Genomic DNA, 23,307 nt, shown 5'->3' on the forward strand with positions numbered 1-23,307 from the left:
CACGAGTAGTGCGCTACCCGAGTGCGTCGGGGTTTACTACCCACATGTCCGTGACGCCTGTTCCGCGAGCTCTCGGCCGGTGTGTGTCCGCGTTCAGCCTGATCGTGCTCGTCGTGCTGCTCACCTGGCCGGCGGCCCGCGCGCACGCCGCACCGGGCGCCGGCGGCCTGGACCCGGCGCTGGCGACTGCGTATTCGGGGGCGGCCGCGGCCGCTCGCGCACAGGGCGTCCCGCTGCGCATCACGTCCGGCGCGCGCACACGCGCAGAACAGAGACAGATGTGGCGCCAGGGCATCGCCACCTACGGCAGTCCCGAGGCAGCGCGACGCTGGGTCCTACCTCCCGAAGAGTCCACGCATGTCGGCGGTCATGCCATCGACGTCGGGCCCCGCGCGGGCGCCGCGTGGCTGGAGACGAACGGCTACCGCTGGGGTCTGTGCCGGACGTTCGCCAACGAGTGGTGGCACTTCGAGGTGATGTCGGTGCCCGGTGTGCGGTGCCCGCCGATGTGGACCGACGCCGCGACCCGGGCCGATCGGCGAGCCGACCCGCTCGGCTGACGCACGACGCGAGGTCAGACCAGTTCGGCAGCGGAATCGAGCGGCACCACCGGATACATCGGCGGTTCGTCGGCGGGGAACAGGGCGGTGGGACCGTAGATCCAGTCGATGTAGGTGTAGTCGTGAGCGTCTCGGGTCGCGAACAGCGCGTTGCGCTGTTCGCGACCCGGCGCGCCGAGGTGCCACAATTCGCCCCATGCGCGGGCCGTGGTCATCACGCGGCGGCAGTGCTCAGGACGGACGGCTTCGTAGGCCGCGAGCACGCCATTCCAGTCGATCGCGCCGCCGGCGCTGCGGAGGCGGGCGACATGACGACCCAATACCCAGCCGTCCTCGATCGCCATGATCGCTCCCTGCGCCATGTACTGCAGCGGGGGATGGGCCGCGTCGCCGAGCAATGCGATCCGCCCGTGCACCCAGTTCATGATCGGATCCCGGTCGTACATCCGCCACCACCTGTCGCGCCACATGAACCCGATACCGTCCCGCACAGCGTCACAGGACTCGGTGAAAGCGGCCTCCAGTTCGTCCGGAGTTCCCCAATCCTCGTCACCAGCCAGGGCTTTGGGGGACTCGAACACGGCCACCTGGTTGAGCATCTCGCCGCCGCGCAGTCCGTAGTGGACGAAATGATGTCCAGGCCCGACGTAGACGACGACCTCGGACAGATCCACCGGGCGTTCGGCCAGTTCGGCCAGCGGCACGGTGCCACGGTAGGCGACGTAAGACGACGAGACGGGTTCATCATCGACGAGCAGCTTGCGTGCCACCGAGTGCAACCCGTCGGCGGCGATCACCAGACCGGCCTCGTGCACGTCACCGGTCGCCAACCGAACCAGCGCACCGGTGTCGGTGTTCTCGTAGGCAGTCGCCGTGGCATCGGTGACCAGTTCCACACCTGCCCTTCGGCAGGCACGCAGCAGAATGCCGTGCAGATCACTGCGATGGATGACGAGATACGGGAAGCCATAACGGCGTTCGAGGTCGACCAGGTCGAGCCGCGTCAGGTCGGTGCCGTCCAGGGCATCGCGCATGACCATCGCCTCCGGAACGACACCGAGACCCTTGGCCTCGTCGAGCAGCCCGTAGTCGTCGAGGATGCGGGTGCAGTTCGGCGCAAGCTGCAGGCCCGCGCCGACCTCGCCGAACTCGGCAGACCGTTCGAGCACCCGGACCGCGAGGCCTTCCCTGGCGAGGGCGAGTGCGGCGCCGAGACCGCCGATGCCGCCGCCGACGACGATGACGTCAGGTGTGTGCATGGTGATTTCCGTTCCTAGAGCCACGCCGGCAGCGCCGGTGCGGGAGATCCCTCGTCGGTCGACAGGTTGGTGGTTCGGCCACTGAGGTAGGCGACAAGGTCGGTCAGCGGCGCGGATATGACGACTGGTGTGTGCGGTCCTGCCAGCTCCCAGGTCACCGGGGCATCAGTGGCCACGAGCCGTAGGGCGAGGGTCGTCGAGGAGTTGCGTTTGGCGACTATGTCGGCGCCGAGTTCGGTGAGAAAGTCCGCGGTCAGGTCACCGAAACCCGTTCCGGTGCACAGATCGACGGCATGTACGCACGTCTCGCGTGCCCGCAGCCACGGGATCTCTGTGGCCGGCACCGTTCGCCCCTGTGCGGTCCGGACGTCGTGGGTCCACTGCGCATCGGACAGCCGATCCATCGCCGATTCCAGTGCCTCGGCGGAGTGCGACGCCCAGGCCAGCAACTCGGGCGTCGGTTTCGAGGCGCCGTCTTCGATGCCGCGGGCACGAGCTTCGGGAGATGCGTACATGGGCGTCTCGACGCCGGTCTGCGCCCAGCGGACGAGATTGCCGAGTGCCTCGGCGTTCGCGGCGACATGCGCGACCAGTTGCCGCCGACTCCAGCCGGGGAGGCCGGAGGCGGCGTCCAAACCGCTGTCGTCGAGTCCGGCGACACCATCGAGGTAGAGGGTGGTGCCGTGGCGCATCCAGCGGCGGGCGTCGTGGACGTCGCGGGTCATGCCTTCACCACACGGTTGGTGCAGGCACCGAGGCCGGCGACGGCGGTCACCACCGTCTCGCCGCCGAGGAGGTAGACCTTCGGGTCGCGTGCATGCCCAACACCGGCAGGGGTGCCGGTGGCGATCAGATCGCCGGGATTGAGTCGGGTGACTGTCGAGATGTACTTGACCAATGTGACCGGATCGAACAACAGGGTTCCGGTGTCGTCGCGCTGCATGACCTGACCGTCGACGGTGGTGGTGACCTCGAGTGCCGGACGGACACCGCCGACCTCGTCGGGTGTCACCAGGTAGGGGCCGACAGGGGTGGAGGAGTCCCAGATCTTGCCCTGGGTCCACTCGATGGTGCGGAACTGCCAGTCCCGCACGGAGACATCGTTCATGACGGTGAACCCGGCGATCGCCGCCTCGGCCTGCGCGTCGTCGGCACGGCGTACCTGCTCGCCGATCACGATGACCAGCTCGACCTCCCAGTCGAGGGCGTCGGTCTCGTCCGGCTTGACGATGTCGTCGTTCGCTCCGATCAGGGTGTCGGCGAACTTCGGGAACAACGTCGGGTAGGTGGGCAGGTCGCGGCCCATCTCCTTGATGTGGTTGGTGTAGTTGTGTCCCACGCACACAACTTTCGACGGCGCCGGGATGACGGGTGCGAAGTCGGCGCCGTCGACGGGGTAGGTGGCAGCTCCATCGGCGGTTGCGTCTGCCGCCCGGTCCTGCCAGTCCGGCCGGGCCAGGAAGATGCCCAGATCGGGGTCGCCGAGGTCGAGCAGACGGTCACCGTCGAGCTTGACCGCGCGGGTCGTGCCGTCGATACGAATGGTGCTGAGCTTCATCGTGTTACCTCCATGCGGTTGAGCTCGAGAGCTTCGAAGACGGGTGCGTCCCCGAAGCGGAACAGATCCAGGGCGCCGGAATCCGAATCGGTCGCACCGGATTCGGACCTGGCCGAGAACGACTCCCAGGACGGTACGACGAACAGGTCCCCACGCGTCACGGCCCAGGTCTGGTCGCCGACCGTCACCGTGCCGGAGCCGTCGAACACCTGATAGACGCTCGACCCGGTTTCCTTGACGGGCGCGGTCTCGGCACCTCGGACGATGCGATGGAACTCGGTCCGCATCGTCGGCAGGACGTCTCCGCCGTTGTGCGGGTTGGTGTATCGGACCGCCGCGTGGCCGGGCTCGATCGTGCCGCCGAAGCCCTCGGCCTCGATTGCGAGTTGGTCGTTCAGCGCACGATCCGTGAATTCCCACTTGTAGGACAGCAGGGGGGTGCCGGGTGCGGCGTACGTTGCGCCGAGTGGCCGCAGACCGGGATGGCCCCACAGCCTTTCGGAGCGGGAGCGCTCTGGCGTGACGCGTTCGGCGTCGCTGATCGCATCACGGCCGAACTCGAAGAACTGCGCCTCGGTGAGGTATTGGAACGGGATGTCCAGGCCGTCGATCCAGGCCATCGGTTTGTCGGTGGCGTTCTGGTGTGCGTGCCAGTTCCAGCCGGCCTGCGGCAGGAAGTCGCCCCGATTCATCGGCACGGCATCGCCACCGACGACCGTCCACACCCCGGATCCCTCGACGACGAAGCGGAAGGCGTGTTGTGAGTGGCGATGCTCGGGGGCGTCTTCGCCCGGCATCAGATACTGGATCGCCGCCCAGAGCGTGGGAGTGGCGAAGGGCCGGCCGCCCAATGCCGGGTTGGCCAGCGCGATCGCGCGACGCTCGCCGCCCCGTCCGACCGGGACGATCTCGCCGGCCTGCTCGGCGAGACGCACCAGGTTCGCCCATCTCCACAGGTGGCCCACCGCGTGCGACCGCGGGTGAGCCGGCATCAGATCACCGATCTCGGTCCACAGCGGCACCAGCAATTCGTTCTCGAATCCGCGGTACAGATCCTTCAGCGCGGGGGTGACCGGTGGCTGGTCCGGCGAGGCGACTGGGTGTAGCCGTACTGGCGTGTCGGTCGATGTCATGGGTCAAGCCTGACCGCCGTTGTGGTCCACAGAACAGTTGATTCTGCTATACAGAATGCAATGAAGCCGCAGAAGAACCCACCCACCTACGCCATCGCGAGCGTGGATCATGCGCTGAGGCTTGCGGCCATCCTGCAGTTGGAGGGCGAACTGACGGTCGCACAGGCGGCGGAACGACTCGGTGTCGCCCGCTCGACCGCCCATCGACTGCTGCAGATGCTGGTCTACCGCGACTTCGCGGTGCAGCATCCGGGTCGCGAGTACGGTGCCGGGCCGGTGCTGCAACTCGCGGAGCACTCCCGATCCGCCACATCGCGGCTACGGTCGGCCGCGCTGGCCCACATGGAACGTCTGGTGCAAGCAGTCGACGAGTCGGTCAACCTCACCATCCGCGTCGGCGCCGAGGTCCGCTTCATCGCGTCGGTGGAGTCCGGACAGGCGCTTCGCGTCGGTTCGCGAGAGGGGATGGTCTTTCCCGCCCATCAGACCTCGGGTGGTCTGGTGCTCCTGGCCGACCTCTCCGAGGAAGTGGTCCGCGAGACCTATGAGGTGCGTTACGAGGCGGACGATCCCGACCGACCCGACCTGGTCCGGCTGCGAACCGAACTTGCGCGGGTCCGGAAACAAGGGTTTGCGGTCAACCAAGGTCGATCAGAGCGTGGCGTTGTGGCGATCGGCGTGCCCGTACGCGATGCCGACGGCACGGTCGTTGCCGGACTCTCGGTTTCGATACCGTCCGTGCGCTACGACAAACAGCGGTTGCCGGCCCTGGTCGCCACCCTGCGGATGGCCGCCGACGCCATCGCTGTTTCGTAGCGGCAGGCCATGCACCGCGCGGTGCGGAGGGCGGCGCAGTCGCTTGCCACCAAGCCGCGGTGGCGCCCACGAATCCCGGTTCCTGCTGCCCTTCACGACTTTGCGGCAATAGCCGGCGACCAGGCCATCGCCCACTCCAAAACCGCTAGAGTCACAGTCGTCACTCCCGTCCGGTGAAACTGGAGCCGCGATGCACTGGTTTGTCGACAGCCCCCTGCTGACCCTGTTCTTCTGCGTCGGGTTCGGAGCACTGGTCGGGCGTATCCCGTTCGGGCCGGTCTCCTTCGGCCCCGCCGGGGCGCTGTTCGTGGCCTTGGCGCTGTCGGCGATCGAACCCGATGTCGCGCTGCCGCCCATCGTGACCAGTCTGTCGCTGTGCGTGTTCTGCTACATGGTGGGCATCGCCGCCGGACCGGCGTTCGTCAGCGTGCTGCGCACCGGATGGAAACCGGTGCTGGTGTCGCTGGTGGCGATCGTTGCGATGGCGGCCACCGCACTCGGGGTCGGCAAGGTTCTCGACTTCGACATCGGCACGATCGCGGGTGCGTTCGCCGGCGCCGGCACGGCCACCGCGGCCCTCGGTGCAGTCCAGCAACAACTGGCAGACGGCGGCGAGATACCGCCCGAGCCGGCGATCGGATACGCGGTCGCCTACCCGATCACTGTCCTCCTCACCATCCTCGCCTGCTCGTATCTGATCAGCGCCGGCCGTCGCAAGCCGACTCCGGAGGATCAGGAAAAGGTGTGGCCCATCGTGGTCCGGACATTGGAGGTCATCGGAGACCCGAAGCTGACGGTTCATGGACTGTGCGAGCGGTACGAAACCGTGGTCTCGCGGCTGACACGCGACGGCCAGACCGTCGTCGCGCATGATGCCGAGGCGATCGCGGCCGGTGACCAGCTGACGATCACCGCCCGCGAGGATGTCGCCGAGCGCCTGACTGCCGACCTGGGACGGCCCGCACCCGAGGAGACCTGGCTCAACCGATCCGAGATCGACTTCCGCCGCATCGGCTTGTCCAACCGTGCGTACGTGGGACGCGAACTGCACACCTTGCGACTCGAAGAACGCTTCGACGCCGTCGTCAGCCGGGTCCGCCGCGGGGACATCGACCTCATCGCGGCACCGGACCTGGTGTTGCAGAGCGGAGACCGACTCCGCGTGACCGCGCCGCGTGACCGACTCGCGGAGGTCACCACGGAACTCGGGGACTCGGAGCGCTCCGCGAGCGACATCAACGCCATCGGGCTAGGCGTGGGCCTGGCCATCGGCCTCGTGCTGGCGTTCGTGAAGATCCCGTTGCCCGGAGGGGGCACGCTGGTCCTCGGTACCGCGACCGCACCGCTGATCGTCGGAGTGGTCCTCGGCGCCCTGGGACGCACGGGACCGATCGTCTGGACCCTGCCGGGCAATGTCACGAACACGCTCAATCAGTTCGCGCTGTACGTGTTCCTGGTTGCGGTGGGTACCGGCGCGGGCTCCGGTCTGGTCACCGCCCTCGGCGACCAGGGACTGCAACTGGTGGTGCTGGGACTGGCCATCTCCGCGGCGCACGCTCTCATCGTCGTGTTCGCGCTGCGTTCGCTGCTCAAGTTCGGTACGGCTCGCGCACTCGGGGGACTCACCGGCTCACAACTCAACCCGGCGCCGTATGCCTATGCCATGGGGAAGGTTCCCGACCAGCGGGTCGCCCTCGGCTACGCGGTGCTCTTCCCGGTGAGCATGATCGTCAAGGTCTTTCTGGCGCAACTGATGGTTGTCTACTTCTGACGGTGATCGATATGGCCAAGCGAACTCTCGGTACTGACTACCTCGTCATCGGGGCGGGTGCGGCCGGCATGGCGTTCACCGACGCGCTGATCGACCACGCCGATGTACACGTGACCCTCGTCGACCGTCGGCACACGGCCGGGGGACATTGGCTCGACGCCTACCCGTTCGTCCAACTGCATCAGGCATCGGTGTTCTACGGCGTCGCCTCGACCGTGCTCGGTGACGGAACTCTGCAAGGCAGCGGGCCCGAGCAGGGGTTCGGCGAACGAGCCCGCCAACCGGAGATCGAGGCCTACTACGATGACATCCTGCGCCGCCGCTTCGTCGGCTCCGGCCGGGTCACATTTCTCGGCGGCCACGAATACACGTCTGATGGCGACACTCATCTCGCGACATCCCGGGTATCCGGTGAGACGGTCGAGATCCGGGTCGCCCGCCGAGTCGTCGACGCCACGTACGTATCGCCGACCGTTCCGGCGACGACCCCACCGCCGTTCGGAGTGGCCGACGACGTCGCAGTGGCCCCGATCAACGAACTCGCTCGACTGGCCGCCGCACCCAAGAATCTTGTGATTGTCGGCTCCGGCAAGACCGCCACGGATGCGATCGTCTGGCTGCTCGCACACGGGGTGGAGCAGGATCAGATCACCTGGGTGCGTCCACGCGATCCCTGGATGCTCAACCGAGCCGTGGTGCAACCGAATCCGGCAGTGGCACTGCGATTGGCCGCCGACACGATGGCGGCGGCCGCGGGTGCCGACACGCTCGAGGACCTGTTCCTTCGTCTGGAGGCCGCCGGCGTGATGCTCCGCATCGACCGCGACGTCACGCCGACGATGGCCAAGACGCCCACTCTCGGCGAGTGGGAACTCGATCTGCTCCGAACCATCGACCGTGTCGTCCGCTTGGGGCATATCGACCATGTGACGCGCCGGGAGATCGTCTTCGACGGCGGGTCGGTACCGTTGCCGCCGGATTCACTGGTGGTGCACTGCGCCGCCTCCGGGCTGCAGTACCCGCCGCTGATCCCGATCTGGGCGCCTGATCGCATTCGGCTCCAGACGATCCGGGCGGGATTCCCGTGCTACTGCGCCGCGCTGGCCGGCTATGTAGAGGCCACACGTGACGACGACAGAGAACGAAATCGGTTGTGTCCGCCGAACAATCTGCCGGACGACCCCAGAAGTTGGGCGCAGATGCAGGTGCGGGGAACGATCGCGGCAAAGACCTACGGAGCGGAGCCGGACATAGCCGCGTGGGCCAACCGCTGCGCTCTCAACCCGGCACGTATCCAAGCGGGGCAACAAGACGATCCAGCCGTCCGGGCAGCGGGTGCCGGCCTGGCCGAGCATGCCCAGCAGGGCCTCGCCCGCCTCGCCGAACTCGCACGCCTACCTATGTAGCGGGGTGTCGATGCGGTCGACCTACCCGGCGGCCGCGCCGCGATCACCGACGCGCCGATGGAATCGGCATGGCCAGCACCGTGAGGTCGCCGTGATCGGCCGAGCGGATGGTGACCGGTTGATCGGCGGCGCGGATGTCGATGAGCAGCTCACCGCCGACCGAGCCCGCAATGGCGGGGTAGAGCGTGATCAACTCGAACCGGAGTTCGATGTCAGGGCCCGTCGCCGAGGCCGTGACGGTCCCAAAGACCACGTCGTCATCATCGAGCAGTTGGACACCGTGCGATCCGACACGGATCGTGACGTGCGGTGATGACCGCTCGAGTGCCCGCAGCAGTTCCGCCGCAACGATCGTCACCCGGGTAACAGCCGGCGCGAGTGTCTCGAGCATCGTCCGATAATCGGGAAACTCATTGTCGACAGTCCGGCAGTGGTACTCACCAGCTGAGGTGATCACCTGTACACCTGTTGCGGTGCAGACCAATTCGACGTCGGGACTTCGACGGATCTGCGTCACCGACGTACGGAGGTCATCGACGTGCAGTGCCGCCGACCAGTGCTCGCCGACGTGCCCGGTGAGCGCGAGGGTGCGTACGACGAGTCGGTATCGGTCGGTCGCGGCCATCGTGAGGCCGTCGCCGGTGACCTCGACACACACCGTGTTGAGCATGGCCATTTCGGGCTCGACTGTCGTCGCCGTCAGTACCTGTTCTATCGCCGACGCCAACACCGGCCCGCGAAGTCTGACCCCTGGGCCATCGCCGCAGCCGACGGCGAGACGGCTCTTCACGCCTGCGGCCTGCCGACGGGCGTGCGCGGCATCGTCGACGACCATGGCCACATGCTCGTCGACGAGGACCATGGCCTCACTCGGCGACGCGTCGAGTACCTCGCGCACGCGCGGCAACGGCATTGCCATCTCGCGCAACTGCCGCAACGTCACCGCGCGGTCGACCTGTTCGTCGGTGTACATCCGATACCCGGAGACGGTGTCGGTGTACGCGGGCGGCAACAGCCCGGCGTCGGCATAGAAACGCAGTGCGCTCGCGGTGAGTCCGGTCCGGCGGGCGAAGGCGCCGATGGGCATCGCGTCGGGTGTGGTCACTCGATCATCCTCGGGCTTCGAGCAACATGAAGGTCAACTCATCACGCCGCGTGTGCCCGTGAAGCGCTCAACGCCCGATCTCTGGCCAGGAAGAAGAACGGGATGGCGGTGGCTATGCCGACACCGAACGTGAGCACGACCGAGGCAAGCCACCAACCGACGATGTGCAGGCGACGTGCCTCCGCGAATGCCCACGCGTGAAACCCGATCACCACAAAACCGAGATCGACCGTCGCGAATCGGCCCGGCGTGGTCTTGTGGATGTCCCCGACGAAGAAGTCCGCGGTCGATCGCCAACCGTTCTTCTGAACATAGGGAAGAGCGATCGCGTTCTGGGTGACGAGTGCCGCCAGGAAGATCACGATGAGCGATCGACGCTGCCAGTCTGTGGCCGGTGCTGATGCTGACACGGAACATCTCCTTCTCGTGGCGTGGACGCCGACCATCATGCACTAGATCAGGACACCCCGAAATCAGTACGCTTCGGACTGTCGAGAACCGGGCTTCTGCTCCGTCCCAGGGATACGAGCGGCCGACACGGGCCGCACGACGCGAAGGAGATTGACCATGAAGTACCTGTTGCTCAAGCACTACCGTGGCGGTCCGACACCGGTCGACGGCTGGACGACCATGGACCAGTGGACCCCTGACGAGGTCGACGCGCACATTCAGTTCATGCGTGATTTCTCCAAACGGCTGGAGGAGACGGGTGAGATGGTCGACGCGCAGGCCTTGGCACCGGAGGGTACGTTCGTCCGCTACGACGGCGAAGGACGCCCACCGGTGACCGACGGTCCGTTCGCCGAGACCAAGGACCTCATCGCCGGGTGGATGGTGATCGACGTGGAGTCGTGGGATCGCGCCCTCGAACTGGCCGGCGAGTTGTCCGCCGCTCCCGGAGCGGGCGGCGAGCCGATCCACGAATGGCTCGAGGTCCGTCCGTTTCTCACCGAACCGCCCACGGTCACCGAGTGAACGAGTCGCTGCTGCGCGACCTCGTGCCCGAGGTGATCGGCGTCCTCGTCCGTCGTGGAGCAGACTTCGCGTCGGCCGAGGACGCCGTGCAGGAGGCACTGATCCGGGCGCTGGAGACCTGGCCCGACGACCCGCCCCGGGAGCCGAAGGCTTGGTTGATCTCGGTCGCGTGGCGCAAGTTCCTCGACGCCGCGCGCGCTGAGTCATCAAGGCGCGACCGGGAGATCGTCGTCGATGCGGAACCGGCCGCCGGCGCGGCACCGGCCACCGACGACACCCTGAAGTTGTATTTTCTCTGTGCGCACCCCGACCTGCCGCCGAGTTCGGCTGTCGCGTTGACGTTACGTGCGGTCGCCGGACTGACCACCCGACAGATCGCGGCGGCCTATCTCGTGCCGGAACCGACAATGGCGCAGCGGATCAGCCGGGCCAAGAAGCGCATCATGGGACTGCCGCTCGACCAGCCCGGCGACCTCGCCTTGGTGTTGCGGGTGCTCTATCTCATCTTCAACGAGGGATACGGCGGAGATATCGACCTCGCGGCCGAGGCGATCCGCCTGACCCGCCAACTCGATGCCCTGACCGATGAGCCCGAAGTCGCCGGACTCCTCGCACTCATGCTCCTGCACCACGCGCGTCGCGCGTCTCGTACAGGTCCGGGCGGTCGGCTGGTGCCGCTCGCCGAACAGGACCGATCCCTGTGGGACACCGTGCTGATCGCCGAGGGGGTGGCTATTCTGCAGGCGGCGTTGGGTCGCGACCGACTAGGGGAATACCAGGCACAGGCCGCAATCGCAGCCCTGCACGCGGATGCCCGCAGCACCGATCAGACGGATTGGGTCCAGATTGTCGAATGGTACGACGAACTGCTGACCATCACCCCGAGTCCGGTCGTCCGCCTCAACAGGGCTGTGGCGGTCGGTGAGGCAGATGGACCACATGCCGGTCTGGCGGCGTTGGCCGATGTCGACTCCCGGGTGCCCCGTCACACCGCGGTCATGGCTCACCTACATGAACGCGCCGGCGACGCAGATCAGGCCGCCGACCTCTACGCCGCGGCGGCCCGCGTGGCAACCAGTGTGGCCGAACGCGATCATCTCACCCGTCAGGCCGCCCGCGTACGTGCCTCTATGGATAAGTTGTGACCGCCTATCGCAGAGCGTCGGCCAACCGACGCCACTGCTCGCGCGGAATGGCGCGCTGATCTGCCTGCAACACCTGCAGACAGACATGATCGGCGCCCGCCGCGCGATGCTGCTCGATGCGGGCGAGCACGTCGGCCTCGTCACCCCAGGCGATTATCTCGTCGAAGAGGCGGTCGCTCACCGAATCCAGATCATCGTCCGAGAAGCCCAGGCGGCGAAGGTTGTTCGCATAGTTGGGCATCGCCAGGTACCCGCGCAGCCACTTGGTGCCGATCGATCGGGCCTCGTCGCGGTCCTCGGTGAGGATCACGGTCTGCTCCGGTGCGAGCAGCGGAGCCTCACCGAGGGCTGCGCGAGCGATCGCCGTGTGCTCCGGCGTCACCAGGTACGGGTGTGCACCGCGGCTGCGTTCGGCGGCCAGGTCCAGCATCTTCGGGCCGAGAGCCGCAAGGACCCGGCTGTCGGCCGGGACCGGCTGTGTGGCCGCGTCCAGCCCGTCCAGGAACGCCTTGGTGGTCGCCAGCGGCTTGCGGTAACGACCGGGTTCGCCCGCGTCGATCAGCGGTGCATGGCTGATCCCGAGGCCGAGCAGGAATCGGGGACCGTGCTCCTCCGTCAGGCGGGCATGCGCGGCCGCGACATCGTCCGGCTCATGCATCCACATGTTGAGGATTCCGGTCGCGATGACGGCTTTTTCGGTGGCGCCGAGAAGGTTCTCCACGGCGTCGAGCACCGGACCGCCGACATCGGGAATCCACAGCGCCGTGAAACCCAGTTCGTCCAGCTCCGATGCCGCTTCCGCAGCCGCTCCCGCATCGCCGTAGCGCAGTGGCGAACTCCAGATACCCACCCCGTCGAGATCCATACCGCGACCCTACCCGGTGGTGTGGCTGCGACGTGAAGTGCGGCGGTCGCGGTGGGGCTCAGGACGAATAGTCGTAGAAGCCCCGCCCGGTCTTCTTCCCGAGGTAACCGGCGTCGACCATGCGCTGCAGCAGGGGCGGCGGCGCCAGGTGCGGTTCCCGGAACTCCTGGTAGAGGGACTCGGAGACGTCGAGGACCACGTCGAGGCCGACCGTGTCGGACAACGTCAACGGACCCATCGGATGGGCGCAACCGTTGATCATCCCGGCGTCGATGTCTTCCTTTGTCGCGTAACCACTCTCGTACATGCGAATCGCGCTGACGAGATAGGGGATGAGCAAGGCGTTGACGACGAAACCGCCACGGTCGCCGGCCTGGATGGTCTTTTTGCCGAGGTGGTCACGGGCGTAGGCGGTGACGGTCTCGATCGCCTGCGGCGAACTGGCGAGACTGGCGATGATCTCCACCAACGGCATCACCGGCACCGGATTGAAGAAGTGCACGCCGACGACCCGGGAGGGATCGGCGACGTTCTTCGCGATGCGGACGATCGGGATCGACGACGTATTGGTGGCCAGGATCGTGGTGGCAGGTGTGACCTTGTCCAGTTCGGCGAAGAACTCGACCTTGAGTTTCTCGATCTCGGGCAACGCCTCGATCACCAGTTCGCGGTCGCCGAAGTCGGCAATCGTGGTGGTGGTGCGCAGCCGTGCCAGGGACTCCTGCGCCTGTTCGTCGGAGACCTTGCCCGATTTCACCGCCCGTGCCAGCGACTTCTCGACGCGTGCCCGTGCGGCCGCGGCAGTGTCCTCGTCCCGTTCGAGGACCAGCACGTCGTCTCCGGCCCGTGCGGCCACCTCGGCGATACCGGCACCCATCGTGCCGCCACCGATCACTCCCAGCTGTGTCACGCGATCCTCCGTCGTATCGGATGTCAGGGTTTCCCATCGGGCGGCGGCATCGGCCGCCGCCGACAGTCTGTTCACAACCTAGCGGGCGCGTGGGCATCTGCCATGCCCAGGTTGCGGTGACCAGGTCACGGATGGGCGGACGGCCGAGTTCGCCAGGGTCCTAGGTACCGCTGACGGTGACGATCAGCCCTCCCGCTGCACCGCGTTCGACACTGGTGAGCGGCCATCGCAGCGGCAATCGTGGACGTATGGATTACGTGGTCGCGATCGAGGAACTGGGCCTCGAGAATACATCCCTCGTCGGCGGCAAGGGCGCAAATCTCGGCGAGCTGGCGCGGGCCGGGCTGCCGGTGCCGGGCGGGTTCGTGCTGTCGGCCACCGCCTTTTCCGACTCGATGGAGCACGCGGGGGTGCGTGACGAACTGATCGATGTCCATCGTCAGGCGTTGAACGCGGTTGACGACGGCGATCGGGTGGCCATGCTCTCTGATCGGATGACGAACATCGTGTCCGCGGCCGGGATCGCCCCGGCTGTGCGGGATGCGCTGGTCGCGGCGTATCAGGAGTTGAGCACGGACGGTGACACCGACGCGATTGTGGCGGTGAGGTCATCGGCGATCGGTGAAGACGGCGTCACCGCATCGTTCGCCGGGATGAATGCCACGTTCACGAACGTTTCCACCGAGGCCGGGTTGGTCGGCGCAGTCGGACGCTGCTGGGCCTCACTGTTCAGCCCGAGGGTCATCACCTACCGGGCCGGCAAGGGTCTCAGCGGCGAGCCGTTGATGGCGGTGGTGGTGCAGAGAATGGTTGCCGCGGTCACGGCCGGCATTGTGTTCACGGCAGATCCCGTCACCGGAGATCGAAGTCGTCTCGTCCTCGAGGCCGCTCGCGGCCAGGGTGAGGTCGTCGTCTCCGGTGCGGTCACACCCGACACGTACGTCGTATCGAAGGATGGTGACTCGACGATCACCCGGACCGCCGGAACGCAGGATTTTCGTATCGTTCGCGGGACGGACGGGCACGATCACCGCGAACAACTCGACGAAGCGGAACGTTCGCTGCCCGTCCTCGACGACGATCTGGTCCGAACCATCGTCGGGCTGGCGCTGGCGGCCGAGAAGCATTACGGCGACCCGCAGGACATGGAATGGGCCATCGACGATGCCGGCGCAGTGTGGATCGTCCAGTCGCGCCCGATCACCACGCTGGACCCGACGGGATTGCGTAGCGGGACCATGCCCGAGAAGTCCACCGGCGGAAAGCGATTGGCGCACGGATTGGCGGCCGCACCCGGCATCGCCAGCGGCCCGACGCGGATACTCATGGCCCCGGAGGAGGGCCCTCGCCTCCGAGCCGGGGAGGTACTCGTCGCGCCGATGACCGATCCCGATTGGTTGCCGACGATCAGGCGAGCCGCCGCAGTGGTCACCGATCGAGGCGGCGTCACCTGCCATGCGGCGATCGTCGCGCGTGAGGTCGGTATCCCATGTGTGGTGGGCACCCGCTCGGGCACCAGGGATCTCGCGGACGAGTCCATCGTCACCGTGAACGGAACGACGGGGGAGGTGACGGCGGGTACGGCTCCGCAGCTGGTCGATTCACGGACGAGACCAGCCTCTACTGCGCGATCCGTCGGCCGAGAATACGTGACGGCAACGCACATCTACGTCAACCTCGGCACGCCCGATCGCGCCGCCGAGATCGCCGCCGACGACGTCGATGGTGTTGGGCTCGTGCGAGCGGAGTTCATGCTCACCGACGCGTTGTCCGGCCGCCATCCGCGTGCCGTGATCGCCGATGGTGACAGTCGAAGGTTCGTCACATCCCTGTCCGACGCACTGAGCCGGATCGCCGCGCCGTTTGGCTCACGTCCGGTCACGTACCGCACCACGGACTTTCGCAGCAACGAATTCCGTAGGCTCGCGGGTGGTGCGGAGTTCGAACCGGAGGAACGAAACCCGATGATCGGCTACCGCGGGTGTTTCCGTTACGTCCGGGACCCTGAGGTCTTCCGCCTCGAACTCGAGGCCATCGCGCTGGCGCGCGAGTCGCACGCGAACATCCACCTGATGCTGCCGTTCGTGCGTACTCGGTGGGAATTGGAGCGCTGCCTTGATCTCATCGACCACAGCCCGCTCGGAGGGCACCGTGGGATGCACCGATGGATCATGGCCGAGGTGCCCTCGGTCATGTACTGGCTGCCCCAGTACGTCGACGCCGGTATCGACGGCGTGTCGATCGGGAGCAACGATCTCACCCAGCTGATGTTAGGGGTCGACCGGGATTCCGAAACATGTGCCGAGTTGTTCGACGGGAGTGATCCGGCGGTGCTCGACGCCATCGAGACGATCATCGGTACCGCCCGTGATTGTGGAATCTCGTCGTCACTGTGTGGGCAGGCGCCATCGACCGATCCCGCCTTTGCCGAGAGATTGGTGCGAATGGGTATCACGTCGATCTCGGTGAACCCTGACGCGGTGGCGGCCACCCGTCGGCACGTGGCACGTGCCGAACAACGGCTGCTGCTGGACAATGTGTTGCGTCACGCGGCGCCGGGAACACAGGACGGGTAGCGCAGAACCCTTGGTGCGCGCTCGAATGGATCCACCGCGGCGCTCGCCCATCACATCCCGCGGTGCCACCGAACGACCGTGATGGGGCAGTGCGCCGCGGCCAGCACGTCTCGACTGGTCGACCCGAGGAGCATGCCGGAGAACCCGCCTCGCCCGCGGCTGCCCACCACGACCAGTTGTGCCGCCTGCGCATGATCGAGCAGCGCACGAGCCGGCCGATCCCGGACCACAACCGCACGAACCGGAATGGCGGGGTATCTGGCGCGGACATTGGCGAGGGCATCGTCGAGCTGTTCCTGGGCGTCGGCACGGTGCACCGGCCATTGCCGCGCCAGATTCTGATCCGACCCCATCAACGCGAGGTCGCTGTCAGCCCATGCGTGCACCACCGTGACAGCGACACCGCGAGCCGACGCCTGGTCGAACGCGGTCTCCAGCGCCGTCGCGCAGGCCGCGGAGCAATCTGTCCCCACCACCACCGCTGAGTCGACGGGGACATACGCGGACCGCTCGCCGACGACGGTCAAGGGACAGCGGCAGTGCGAGGCCAGAGCGGTGCTCACCGATCCCATGCTCGCGCGAACGATCCGCCTGTGGCCCCGATCGCCGACGACCAGCATCCACGCGGTCTCAGACCGGGTGAGCAACGACGCAATCGGCGCCTCGGTCACGATCTCCACCCTGACGCCGACCCGGGAGCCATCGGCCATCGCGGCTGCGATTGTGCGGCGCGCCTCGGACAATGCGCGCTCACATCCCGAACGCAACGACGCGCGGTACGCGGCCGGCAGGATCGTGGCGCCAGATGGGCACATCGATGACAGCAGGAGAACGGCGGATTCGTGGAGTTCGGCATCCTTCGCCGCCCAACGCACCGCCTCCAAGGCGGTCCCAGAACCGTCGACGCCCACGACGGTCAGACCAGCCGACACGTGGATCACCTCCGTGCCCGAAGTGGTCGATACTGTTCCAGTAGAACTCATTTCGAATGGCTGGGGCACGTGTCGAAGACCCCTGATCGCTGGGCCGAAATGCCTCGCCCCAGGCCGCCCAGGTGCCCCGGCAGGGGAGTTGATCGAGGATCAGCGGTTGCGCCGCTCGTCGGCCAGCTTGGCCGCGTACACGGCGGCCTGGGTTCGTCGCTCCATTCCGAGCTTGGCCAGAAGGCGCGACACATAGTTCTTCACGGTCTTCTCGGCCAGGTGCATCCGCTCGGCAATCTGGCGATTGGTGAGACCTTCGCCCAACAGGGACAGCAGGATCTTCTCCTGGTCACTGAGGCCGTTCAATGGCCCGGACTCGTGCTCCTGCTGCTGACGGAGCCTATCCATCAATGCGGCCGCCGCACGATTGTCCAGCAACGACCGGCCCGCACCGACCTCGTTGACCGCCTTCGCCAGCTCCATTCCGGTGATGTCCTTGACAACGTATCCACTCGCACCCGCCAGGATGGCATCCAACATCGCCTGATCCTCGGTGAAGGAGGTGAGCATCAGGCACCGGAGGCCGTCCACCTTGCTGAGCAGTTCCCGACACAATTCGATGCCGTTGCCGTCGGGGAGGCGTACGTCGAGCACGGCGACGTCGGGCCGGAGCGCCGGGATGCGCGCCAGTGCATGTGAACAATCCCCGGCCTCTCCGACGACTGTCAGGTTGGGGTCGGAATCGAGCAGTTCGATCAGCCCCCGCCGAACGATTTCGTGGTCATCGACCAAGAACACGGAGATCATCGGTTCCTCCCGACCGGAGCTGATGGCTGGCGATCACAGTCTGAAAGCAGCGGGTCAGCCGGTTCGGACCGGCACTCCGGGATGCACGGCCTCGGTTGAGAGGTTCGTCCCGAAAACCTCGTCCGCGAGCTTGCTCAGCGCGCGACAATCCTGCGCCCACGCCATCCGGCCGGCCGGCGTCGTGTGATACACCCGCAGCTGTTCGTATCCGGCCAGCTGACAGTCCATGGTCAACAGACCATTCGCGACGAGTTCCTCGAGGATCGCACGCAGTTCGCTGGACTGGAGCCGATAGTCGCGGCGGATGAGTTCTGCCTCGATATGAGGTTCAAGCATCGGTTCTGCGATCGCGCAACCCAGGATGTGGAGACGTTTCGCTGCGTACTCGATGGATCGCATCGTCATTTCCTCTCTGGGGCCGGCTGTCCGCCCGTCACTCTTCACTGTGCGACTGCTCGAGCAGGTTGTACAGGGCCGCAGTACCCTTTCCCCGAGGGACTTGTGCCGCCGCGCCGCGAAGACGACCCGCGACGGTGATGGACGCCGTCGGCGCACCCCGACCTGCTGTGCGAGCGGTGTCGGCACCACTAGGATCAGTCCTCATGACGGCTGATTCGGGAAGCGCGGGGGATCAGTCGGAGGACAGGCATGACCCGCTGTCCCAGATGCGCGTCCGAGATCCGACGGACGGCTTTCTCGAGGCCATGCTGGCGGTCAGCTCCGGACTCGACCTGAAGGCCACACTTGCATCGATCGTCGACTCGGCGGTGACCCTCGTCGACGCCGAGTACGGGGCGCTCGGCATTCGCGGCACCGGACACGACCTGAGCGCGTTCATCCACCAGGGTATCGACGACGCCACGCGCACCCGGATCGGTCCGCTGCCGAGCGGCCGAGGCGTGCTCGGTCTACTCATCGATCAGCCGAGAGTTGTTCGGCTCAAAGACCTCTCGCAGCACCCCGACTCGGTCGGCTTTCCGGCACATCACCCGACGATGACCACATTCCTGGGGACTCCGATCCGAGTGCGTGACGAGATCTTCGGAAACCTCTACCTCACCGAGAAGAAGGGTGGTGCCGAGTTCACCGAAGACGACGAGCTGGTGATCCAGGCGTTGGCGTCGGTGGCAGGGATCGCGATCGACAACGCCCGCCTGTATGAGCAGTCGCAGACGCGGCTCACCTGGATCGAAGCAACCCGCGACATCCGCATGGAATTGTTGTCCGGCGTCGACCAGCACGCGGTCGTCGAGATGATTGCGCGCAAGGCCCTCGTCCTTACGGATGCGAACCTCGTTTTCGTTGCGGAGCCTCCCGTGTCCGACCAGCCTGCCGGGATGGTTCGCGAACTCGTGGTGACCGTGGCCGAGGGCGAGCACGCGGGCGACGTGGTCGGCACATCCATTCCGGTGGCGGACTCGACCTCCGGCGAGGCGTTCTCCAGGCGGATTCCGTTGCGCCGCGATCGGCTTCGATTCAGCCCCACCGATGAGGTGTCCAATCGTTATGGCCCTGTCATGGTGGCACCGTTACGCACTCTGGAGGTCACCAGCGGTGTACTGGTGGTGCTGCGCCGGGCCGGTCAGCCGTCCTTCTCCGACGAACTGTTGGCGCTGAGCGCGAATTTCGCCGACGAGGTGGCGCTTGCCCTGGAGTTGGCCATGGCCGGCCACCGGGCACAACAGGTACAGGTTCTCGCCGATCGAGAACGGATCGCGCGCGACCTGCACGATCACGTGATCCAGCGGATCTTCGCCGAGGGCATGAGCTTGCAGGCGACGTTGCAGCAAACGCAGTCGCCCGACGTTCGGGAGCGATTGACCCGGACGATCAACAATCTCCAGGACGTCGTCCAGGAGATCCGCACCACGATCTTCGACCTGCACAACGCCGACTCGGCGATCACGCGACTTCGGCAACGGATAGACGAGGTCATCGATCAGCAGGTCGACGACGCACTACCGTTGCGCACTCATGTCCGGTTGTCGGGGCCCTTGTCCGTGGTCGAGCCACGGCTCGCGGAGCAGGCGTTGGCGGTGCTGCGGGAGGCGGTCAGCAACGTTGTCCGCTATGCGCAAGCCGACACCATGACGGTGATCATCTCGGTCGCCGACGACCTGGTGGTCGAGGTCGTCGACGACGGCATCGGCCTACCCGAAGACGTCACCGCGAGCGGCCTGACCAACCTACGTGAGCGAGCGGAGGCCTTCGGCGGTTCCCTCACACTCTCCCCGCCACCGACCGGCAGTGGGCTCGTGCTGCGATGGTCGGTACCACTCCAATGACCGACGAGCCATATCGCGACATACGAGCGGAGTCGGTCAGTGGTGGCTGTTGATGTCACCTGACTTGGCTCATTTTCCCAGATTTTCAGACTCGGATGGGGTCTGATCTGGGGTGATGGGTCGCGGGGTGGACACTAACCGGTGCCTCGTAGGCTGGCGGGCGTGGCATTTGTGCGCACGGTGAAGACCAAGTCGGGGGCGACGGCGGTCCAGATCGTGCACTCCAATCGCCGCGGATCGCGCACGATCGAGCACATCGGTTCGGCACACAGCGACCAGGAACTGGCGGCATTGAAGGCGGCGGCGACCGAGCGGCTGCAAGCCGGTCAGCAGCAGCTGGATCTCGGGCTGATGGCGGGGCCAGGAGCCTTGCCGATCACGTCCTCGCGCATGGCGGTGCTGTGGGACACCCTCACCGAGGTCTACGACACTCTCGGTTTCTCTGAGAAGGTCAATGGGGACACTGTGTTTCGTGATCTCGTGTTCGCCAGGATCATCGAACCCACCAGCAAACTCGACTCCCTGCGAGTGTTGAGCGAGGTCGGTGTCGAGCCGATGTCGTACGCGACGATCAAACGTCGTCTGCCGATGTACGCGGCCGCGCAGTTTCGCCGTGATCTGGCCGCGGCGTGCGCCGATCACGCGCGGGTGGGACCGGCAACCTTCTGCCTCTACGACGTCACGACCTTGTACTTCGAGACCGACAAGGCCGACGGATTTCGCGAGCCCGGCTTCTCGAAAGAACGCCGGCTCGAGCCGCAGATCACCGTGGGGTTGTTGACCGACGCGTCGGGGTTCCCGCTGATGATCCAGGCGTTCGAGGGCAATAGAGCCGAGACAGCCACGATGATGCCCACCCTGCGGGCGTTCATGGCCGCCTACAGCCTTGAGGACGTCACCGTGGTCGCCGATGCCGGGATGATCTCGGCAGCCAACAAGGAGGCCATCGAGGTGGCCGGGTTGTCGTTCATCCTGGGCGAGAAGATCCCCACGATCCCGTACGTCATCAGTAAGTGGCACAACGATAATCCCGATCAGGCGCCACCGGATGGGTTGGTGCTGACCCAGCCGTGGCCGGCGACCTCCAAAACAAGGTATCGCCGTAACCAGGTGGTCTACTACCAGTACAAAGCCGATCGGGCGCGCCGGTCGATCCGCGGTATCGACGAACAGATCGCCAAAGCGGAAAAGGCTGTGGCCGGCAAGATTCCGGTCAAACGCAACCGGTTCGTCACCCTCAAGGGCGCCGATAAGACGGTCAACCGAGATTTGGAGACCCGCGCCCGCACGTTGGCCGGGTGGAAGGCGTATGCCACCAATATCAGTTCTCCGACAGCGGATTTCGTGATCGGCACCTACCACAACCTGTGGAAGATCGAGAAGAGCTTCCGGATGTCCAAACATGATCTGGCCGCGCGTCCTATCTACCACCGCCTGCGCGATTCGATCGATGCGCACCTGTCGATCGTGTTCGCCACCCTGGCGATCACCCGGGTCATCGAGGCCCGCTCAGGCTGGTCGATCAAGAAGTTCGTTACCACCGCCCGCCGTTACCGCGCGATCACCATTCAGGCCGGCGAACACACCATCAACGCCGCCGACCCGATCCCCGACGACCTGCAAAAAGCGATCATCGACATTCGCGGTGGACACTAACTTGAGCCAAGTCAGGAGCCATATCGCGACATACGAGCGGAGTCGGTCAGTGGTGGCTGTTGATGTCAAGATCTCGCCACTCGTTTTCCCACACGCGATACCTACTGCGTTGCAGGAGACGTCGGATCGCCGCGGTGAGAAGCCACCACCCCAACACCACCAGTAGCGTGGTGGCCGCAGTGGCGATCAGAGCGTCGACCAGAGCATCGGCCGCCGTCCGCGGCGGGTTCACCACGGTTCCGGAATCGTCGACCCAGAGAGTTCGCGTCCCGCCGACGATGTCGGTACGGAATGAACCGATCTGAGCGCTCATCGATCGACCATCCGGTTGGGTCCACCTCACAGTGGTCGGCATATCCAGTCGCGCTGGAGCTTTCGTAATGGTTGCGACGACAGAGTGACGCGGCGCCTGATGATCGATCGTCGATGTCACCGAGGTGTATGTGCTGCTGCCGATGATCAGACTGACCGCAAAGCCCACCGCGGCGGCGATGGTCACGACGACCAATGCGAAAGTCTCGATGCGGTCGACCGGGCGGACGAGTTTGTTCGCCGACGTGTGCATCAACCGCCACGCGTGGAGTTCCCGGGAAAGCTGCTGCAGCATGTGTCTCGCCTCCCTGCCGACGGCCGGACTCCAACTCCCAGAGTATCGCTGCGCCGCTGATCGATCATCGGTTCTTGGACTGCAGGCCCGATGACCTTCGTCCCGGTTGGCCGCGATGTCCCCTTCGTCGCGGGTGGGCCGTTGGGCCCGGCGCCCTGGGGCGATCCGCCGAGCGCTGACCGCAACACCCGGCTGACGATGGCCTGGAGACCGTGATGCCCGTCGACCTCGCGGAGGATGACCTTCGACTCACGCGCAGACGCCTACGGCGAGCGTGTAATGGCGTCAGTTGATGTGGTTCCAGCATTCACCGGGAAGAAGGAAGACGGACATGAGCGAGCCGAACGCGCCGATGATGGTGGCGGTGGATGGGTCGGACAGCGCGACGGATGCCCTGCGTTGGGCCGCCGCGGCCGCGGTTCGCGAACACCGAGATTTGACGGTGGTCAGCGTCGCCGGAATCGTCCCGGCCGCCTACGGGCCGGGAGTCGTAATGACCTATACCGAGATCAAGCATGCCATGCGCGCCGAGGCGCAGCGCGTCGTCGACGATGCCGTTCGACTCGTCACGGAGTCGGCACCCGCGCCCTCGGTGACCGGAACCGTGCTGGAAGGCACACCCGCGCTGGCACTGCGCGAGATCTCCACCCGCGCGCACACGCTGATCGTGGGCAGTCGCGGGCGCGGAGGAGTCAAGGGATTGATGCTGGGCTCGGTCAGTACGGATGTGGTCGCGCACGCGAACTGTCCGGTCGTCGTGGTCTCGGGTCCGAGCGCAGCGGACGGACCGGTGGTGGTGGGCGTCGACGGTTCACCGCTGTCGCGTGCGGCCGTGGCCGAGGCCTTCCGGCAGGCCTCGTTGCTGAACACCTCAGTGCTGGCGGTCCACACCTACGGGGGCTCTGAACAGTTCGTTGGTTTGTGAGTAAACGTGATCGAAGGTGTGTATT

22 protein-coding genes are annotated in these 23,307 nt (G+C 66.1%); 10 read left to right on the plus strand and 12 right to left on the minus strand.

What is annotated here, in order from left to right:
• The first annotated feature begins 44 nt into the window (after window positions 1-44).
• Window positions 45-560, plus strand: coding sequence for a M15 family metallopeptidase (locus ACVT6V_RS18775; RefSeq protein WP_489895378.1), 516 nt, complete (start codon window positions 45-47; stop codon window positions 558-560).
• A 14-nt stretch (window positions 561-574) separates the two neighbouring features.
• Here ACVT6V_RS18775 and ACVT6V_RS18780 read toward each other — a convergent pair whose 3' ends face one another.
• From ACVT6V_RS18780 to ACVT6V_RS18795, 4 genes are read right to left on the minus strand one after another with little or no spacing between them, the layout of a single operon-like run.
• Window positions 575-1,819, minus strand: a complete 1,245-nt coding sequence (locus tag ACVT6V_RS18780) for an FAD-dependent monooxygenase (RefSeq protein WP_489895380.1) — start codon at window positions 1,817-1,819, stop codon at window positions 575-577.
• Window positions 1,820-1,833: 14 nt separating this feature from the next.
• Window positions 1,834-2,544 (minus strand): maleylpyruvate isomerase family mycothiol-dependent enzyme, encoded by a 711-nt coding sequence (locus tag ACVT6V_RS18785; RefSeq protein ID WP_489895382.1) that lies wholly within the window; start codon window positions 2,542-2,544, stop codon window positions 1,834-1,836.
• Window positions 2,541-3,377, minus strand: a complete 837-nt coding sequence (locus tag ACVT6V_RS18790) for a fumarylacetoacetate hydrolase family protein (protein ID WP_489895384.1) — start codon at window positions 3,375-3,377, stop codon at window positions 2,541-2,543. Before ACVT6V_RS18790 ends, ACVT6V_RS18785 begins: the two co-directional genes overlap by 4 nt.
• Window positions 3,374-4,510 carry a cupin domain-containing protein gene (locus ACVT6V_RS18795; RefSeq protein ID WP_489895386.1) on the minus strand — a complete coding sequence of 379 codons (1,137 nt, stop codon included), beginning with the start codon at window positions 4,508-4,510 and terminating at the stop codon, window positions 3,374-3,376. The genes ACVT6V_RS18790 and ACVT6V_RS18795 overlap by 4 nt, the downstream gene beginning before the upstream one ends.
• A gap of 60 nt (window positions 4,511-4,570) precedes the next feature.
• Here ACVT6V_RS18795 and ACVT6V_RS18800 point away from each other — a divergent pair, with 60 nt between their 5' ends.
• The 3 genes from ACVT6V_RS18800 to ACVT6V_RS18810 all read left to right on the plus strand — a co-directional run bounded on the left by ACVT6V_RS18800 (window position 4,571) and on the right by ACVT6V_RS18810 (window position 8,503).
• Window positions 4,571-5,326: an IclR family transcriptional regulator gene (locus ACVT6V_RS18800; RefSeq protein ID WP_489895388.1), complete on the plus strand. Its 756-nt coding sequence runs from the start codon at window positions 4,571-4,573 to the stop codon at window positions 5,324-5,326.
• 190 nt (window positions 5,327-5,516) lie between these two features.
• A complete protein-coding gene (locus ACVT6V_RS18805; protein WP_489895390.1) occupies window positions 5,517-7,097 on the plus strand; it encodes an aspartate:alanine exchanger family transporter in 1,581 nt (526 codons plus the stop codon).
• Between the two features lie 11 nt (window positions 7,098-7,108).
• On the plus strand, window positions 7,109-8,503 hold the full coding sequence (locus tag ACVT6V_RS18810) for an NAD(P)-binding protein (RefSeq protein WP_489895392.1): 1,395 nt from the start codon (window positions 7,109-7,111) through the stop codon (window positions 8,501-8,503).
• A 43-nt stretch (window positions 8,504-8,546) separates the two neighbouring features.
• On the opposite strand, the gene ACVT6V_RS18815 is transcribed toward ACVT6V_RS18810, so the two are convergent.
• Together ACVT6V_RS18815 and ACVT6V_RS18820 are read right to left on the minus strand one after the other, a co-directional pair.
• Window positions 8,547-9,608, minus strand: coding sequence for a DNA polymerase III subunit beta family protein (locus ACVT6V_RS18815; RefSeq protein ID WP_489895394.1), 1,062 nt, complete (start codon window positions 9,606-9,608; stop codon window positions 8,547-8,549).
• Window positions 9,609-9,649: 41 nt separating this feature from the next.
• A complete protein-coding gene (locus ACVT6V_RS18820; protein ID WP_489895396.1) occupies window positions 9,650-10,018 on the minus strand; it encodes a DUF2834 domain-containing protein in 369 nt (122 codons plus the stop codon).
• Between the two features lie 157 nt (window positions 10,019-10,175).
• Between ACVT6V_RS18820 and ACVT6V_RS18825 the strand changes: the two genes are divergently transcribed.
• Window positions 10,176-10,583: a YciI family protein gene (locus tag ACVT6V_RS18825; RefSeq protein WP_489895398.1), complete on the plus strand. Its 408-nt coding sequence runs from the start codon at window positions 10,176-10,178 to the stop codon at window positions 10,581-10,583.
• The gene (locus ACVT6V_RS18830; RefSeq protein WP_489895400.1) at window positions 10,580-11,728 is read left to right on the plus strand and encodes an RNA polymerase sigma factor; all 1,149 of its coding nucleotides are present in this window, start codon (window positions 10,580-10,582) and stop codon (window positions 11,726-11,728) included. Before ACVT6V_RS18825 ends, ACVT6V_RS18830 begins: the two co-directional genes overlap by 4 nt.
• 4 nt (window positions 11,729-11,732) lie before the next feature.
• On the opposite strand, the gene ACVT6V_RS18835 is transcribed toward ACVT6V_RS18830, so the two are convergent.
• Window positions 11,733-12,593: an LLM class F420-dependent oxidoreductase gene (locus ACVT6V_RS18835; protein ID WP_489895402.1), complete on the minus strand. Its 861-nt coding sequence runs from the start codon at window positions 12,591-12,593 to the stop codon at window positions 11,733-11,735.
• 58 nt (window positions 12,594-12,651) lie between these two features.
• A complete protein-coding gene (locus tag ACVT6V_RS18840; protein ID WP_489895404.1) occupies window positions 12,652-13,503 on the minus strand; it encodes a 3-hydroxybutyryl-CoA dehydrogenase in 852 nt (283 codons plus the stop codon).
• A gap of 248 nt (window positions 13,504-13,751) precedes the next feature.
• On the opposite strand from ACVT6V_RS18840, the gene ppsA reads away from it, so the two are divergent.
• Window positions 13,752-16,079 carry a phosphoenolpyruvate synthase gene (gene ppsA / locus ACVT6V_RS18845; protein ID WP_489895406.1) on the plus strand — a complete coding sequence of 776 codons (2,328 nt, stop codon included), beginning with the start codon at window positions 13,752-13,754 and terminating at the stop codon, window positions 16,077-16,079.
• Between the two features lie 50 nt (window positions 16,080-16,129).
• On the opposite strand, the gene ACVT6V_RS18850 is transcribed toward ppsA, so the two are convergent.
• The 3 genes from ACVT6V_RS18850 to ACVT6V_RS18860 all read right to left on the minus strand — a co-directional run bounded on the left by ACVT6V_RS18850 (window position 16,130) and on the right by ACVT6V_RS18860 (window position 18,208).
• Window positions 16,130-17,011, minus strand: a complete 882-nt coding sequence (locus tag ACVT6V_RS18850; protein ID WP_489895408.1) for a universal stress protein — start codon at window positions 17,009-17,011, stop codon at window positions 16,130-16,132.
• A 150-nt stretch (window positions 17,012-17,161) separates the two neighbouring features.
• Window positions 17,162-17,809, minus strand: a complete 648-nt coding sequence (locus tag ACVT6V_RS18855) for a response regulator (RefSeq protein ID WP_489895410.1) — start codon at window positions 17,807-17,809, stop codon at window positions 17,162-17,164.
• A 54-nt stretch (window positions 17,810-17,863) separates the two neighbouring features.
• On the minus strand, window positions 17,864-18,208 hold the full coding sequence (locus tag ACVT6V_RS18860) for a PadR family transcriptional regulator (protein ID WP_489895412.1): 345 nt from the start codon (window positions 18,206-18,208) through the stop codon (window positions 17,864-17,866).
• Between the two features lie 203 nt (window positions 18,209-18,411).
• Between ACVT6V_RS18860 and ACVT6V_RS18865 the strand changes: the two genes are divergently transcribed.
• A complete protein-coding gene (locus tag ACVT6V_RS18865; protein WP_489895414.1) occupies window positions 18,412-20,094 on the plus strand; it encodes a sensor histidine kinase in 1,683 nt (560 codons plus the stop codon).
• A 162-nt stretch (window positions 20,095-20,256) separates the two neighbouring features.
• Window positions 20,257-21,750, plus strand: a complete 1,494-nt coding sequence (locus ACVT6V_RS18870) for an IS1634 family transposase (protein ID WP_489895416.1) — start codon at window positions 20,257-20,259, stop codon at window positions 21,748-21,750.
• A 46-nt stretch (window positions 21,751-21,796) separates the two neighbouring features.
• Here the strand turns inward: ACVT6V_RS18870 and ACVT6V_RS18875 are convergent, their stop codons facing one another.
• Entirely contained in the window at window positions 21,797-22,357 is a 561-nt protein-coding gene (locus ACVT6V_RS18875; protein ID WP_489895418.1) for an Rv1733c family protein, read from the minus strand.
• Window positions 22,358-22,688: 331 nt separating this feature from the next.
• On the opposite strand from ACVT6V_RS18875, the gene ACVT6V_RS18880 reads away from it, so the two are divergent.
• Window positions 22,689-23,282, plus strand: coding sequence for a universal stress protein (locus tag ACVT6V_RS18880; RefSeq protein ID WP_489895420.1), 594 nt, complete (start codon window positions 22,689-22,691; stop codon window positions 23,280-23,282).
• The last annotated feature ends 25 nt before the right edge of the window (window positions 23,283-23,307 follow it).

The sequence above is a fragment of the Gordonia sp. LMA167 genome, from assembly GCF_058130025.1.

Coding starts and splice junctions, on each gene's coding strand:
- ACVT6V_RS18790 (WP_489895384.1), bottom strand. CDS start 3,377: ATGAAGCTCAGCACCATTCGTATCGACGGCACGACCCGCGCGGTCAAG.
- ppsA (WP_489895406.1), top strand. CDS start 13,752: ATGGATTACGTGGTCGCGATCGAGGAACTGGGCCTCGAGAATACATCC.
- ACVT6V_RS18785 (WP_489895382.1), bottom strand. CDS start 2,544: ATGACCCGCGACGTCCACGACGCCCGCCGCTGGATGCGCCACGGCACC.
- ACVT6V_RS18800 (WP_489895388.1), top strand. CDS start 4,571: ATGAAGCCGCAGAAGAACCCACCCACCTACGCCATCGCGAGCGTGGAT.
- ACVT6V_RS18810 (WP_489895392.1), top strand. CDS start 7,109: ATGGCCAAGCGAACTCTCGGTACTGACTACCTCGTCATCGGGGCGGGT.
- ACVT6V_RS18835 (WP_489895402.1), bottom strand. CDS start 12,593: ATGGATCTCGACGGGGTGGGTATCTGGAGTTCGCCACTGCGCTACGGC.
- ACVT6V_RS18875 (WP_489895418.1), bottom strand. CDS start 22,357: ATGCTGCAGCAGCTTTCCCGGGAACTCCACGCGTGGCGGTTGATGCAC.
- ACVT6V_RS18775 (WP_489895378.1), top strand. CDS start 45: ATGTCCGTGACGCCTGTTCCGCGAGCTCTCGGCCGGTGTGTGTCCGCG.
- ACVT6V_RS18805 (WP_489895390.1), top strand. CDS start 5,517: ATGCACTGGTTTGTCGACAGCCCCCTGCTGACCCTGTTCTTCTGCGTC.
- ACVT6V_RS18780 (WP_489895380.1), bottom strand. CDS start 1,819: ATGCACACACCTGACGTCATCGTCGTCGGCGGCGGCATCGGCGGTCTC.
- ACVT6V_RS18880 (WP_489895420.1), top strand. CDS start 22,689: ATGAGCGAGCCGAACGCGCCGATGATGGTGGCGGTGGATGGGTCGGAC.
- ACVT6V_RS18795 (WP_489895386.1), bottom strand. CDS start 4,510: ATGACATCGACCGACACGCCAGTACGGCTACACCCAGTCGCCTCGCCG.
- ACVT6V_RS18825 (WP_489895398.1), top strand. CDS start 10,176: ATGAAGTACCTGTTGCTCAAGCACTACCGTGGCGGTCCGACACCGGTC.
- ACVT6V_RS18855 (WP_489895410.1), bottom strand. CDS start 17,809: ATGATCTCCGTGTTCTTGGTCGATGACCACGAAATCGTTCGGCGGGGG.
- ACVT6V_RS18860 (WP_489895412.1), bottom strand. CDS start 18,208: ATGCGATCCATCGAGTACGCAGCGAAACGTCTCCACATCCTGGGTTGC.
- ACVT6V_RS18865 (WP_489895414.1), top strand. CDS start 18,412: ATGACGGCTGATTCGGGAAGCGCGGGGGATCAGTCGGAGGACAGGCAT.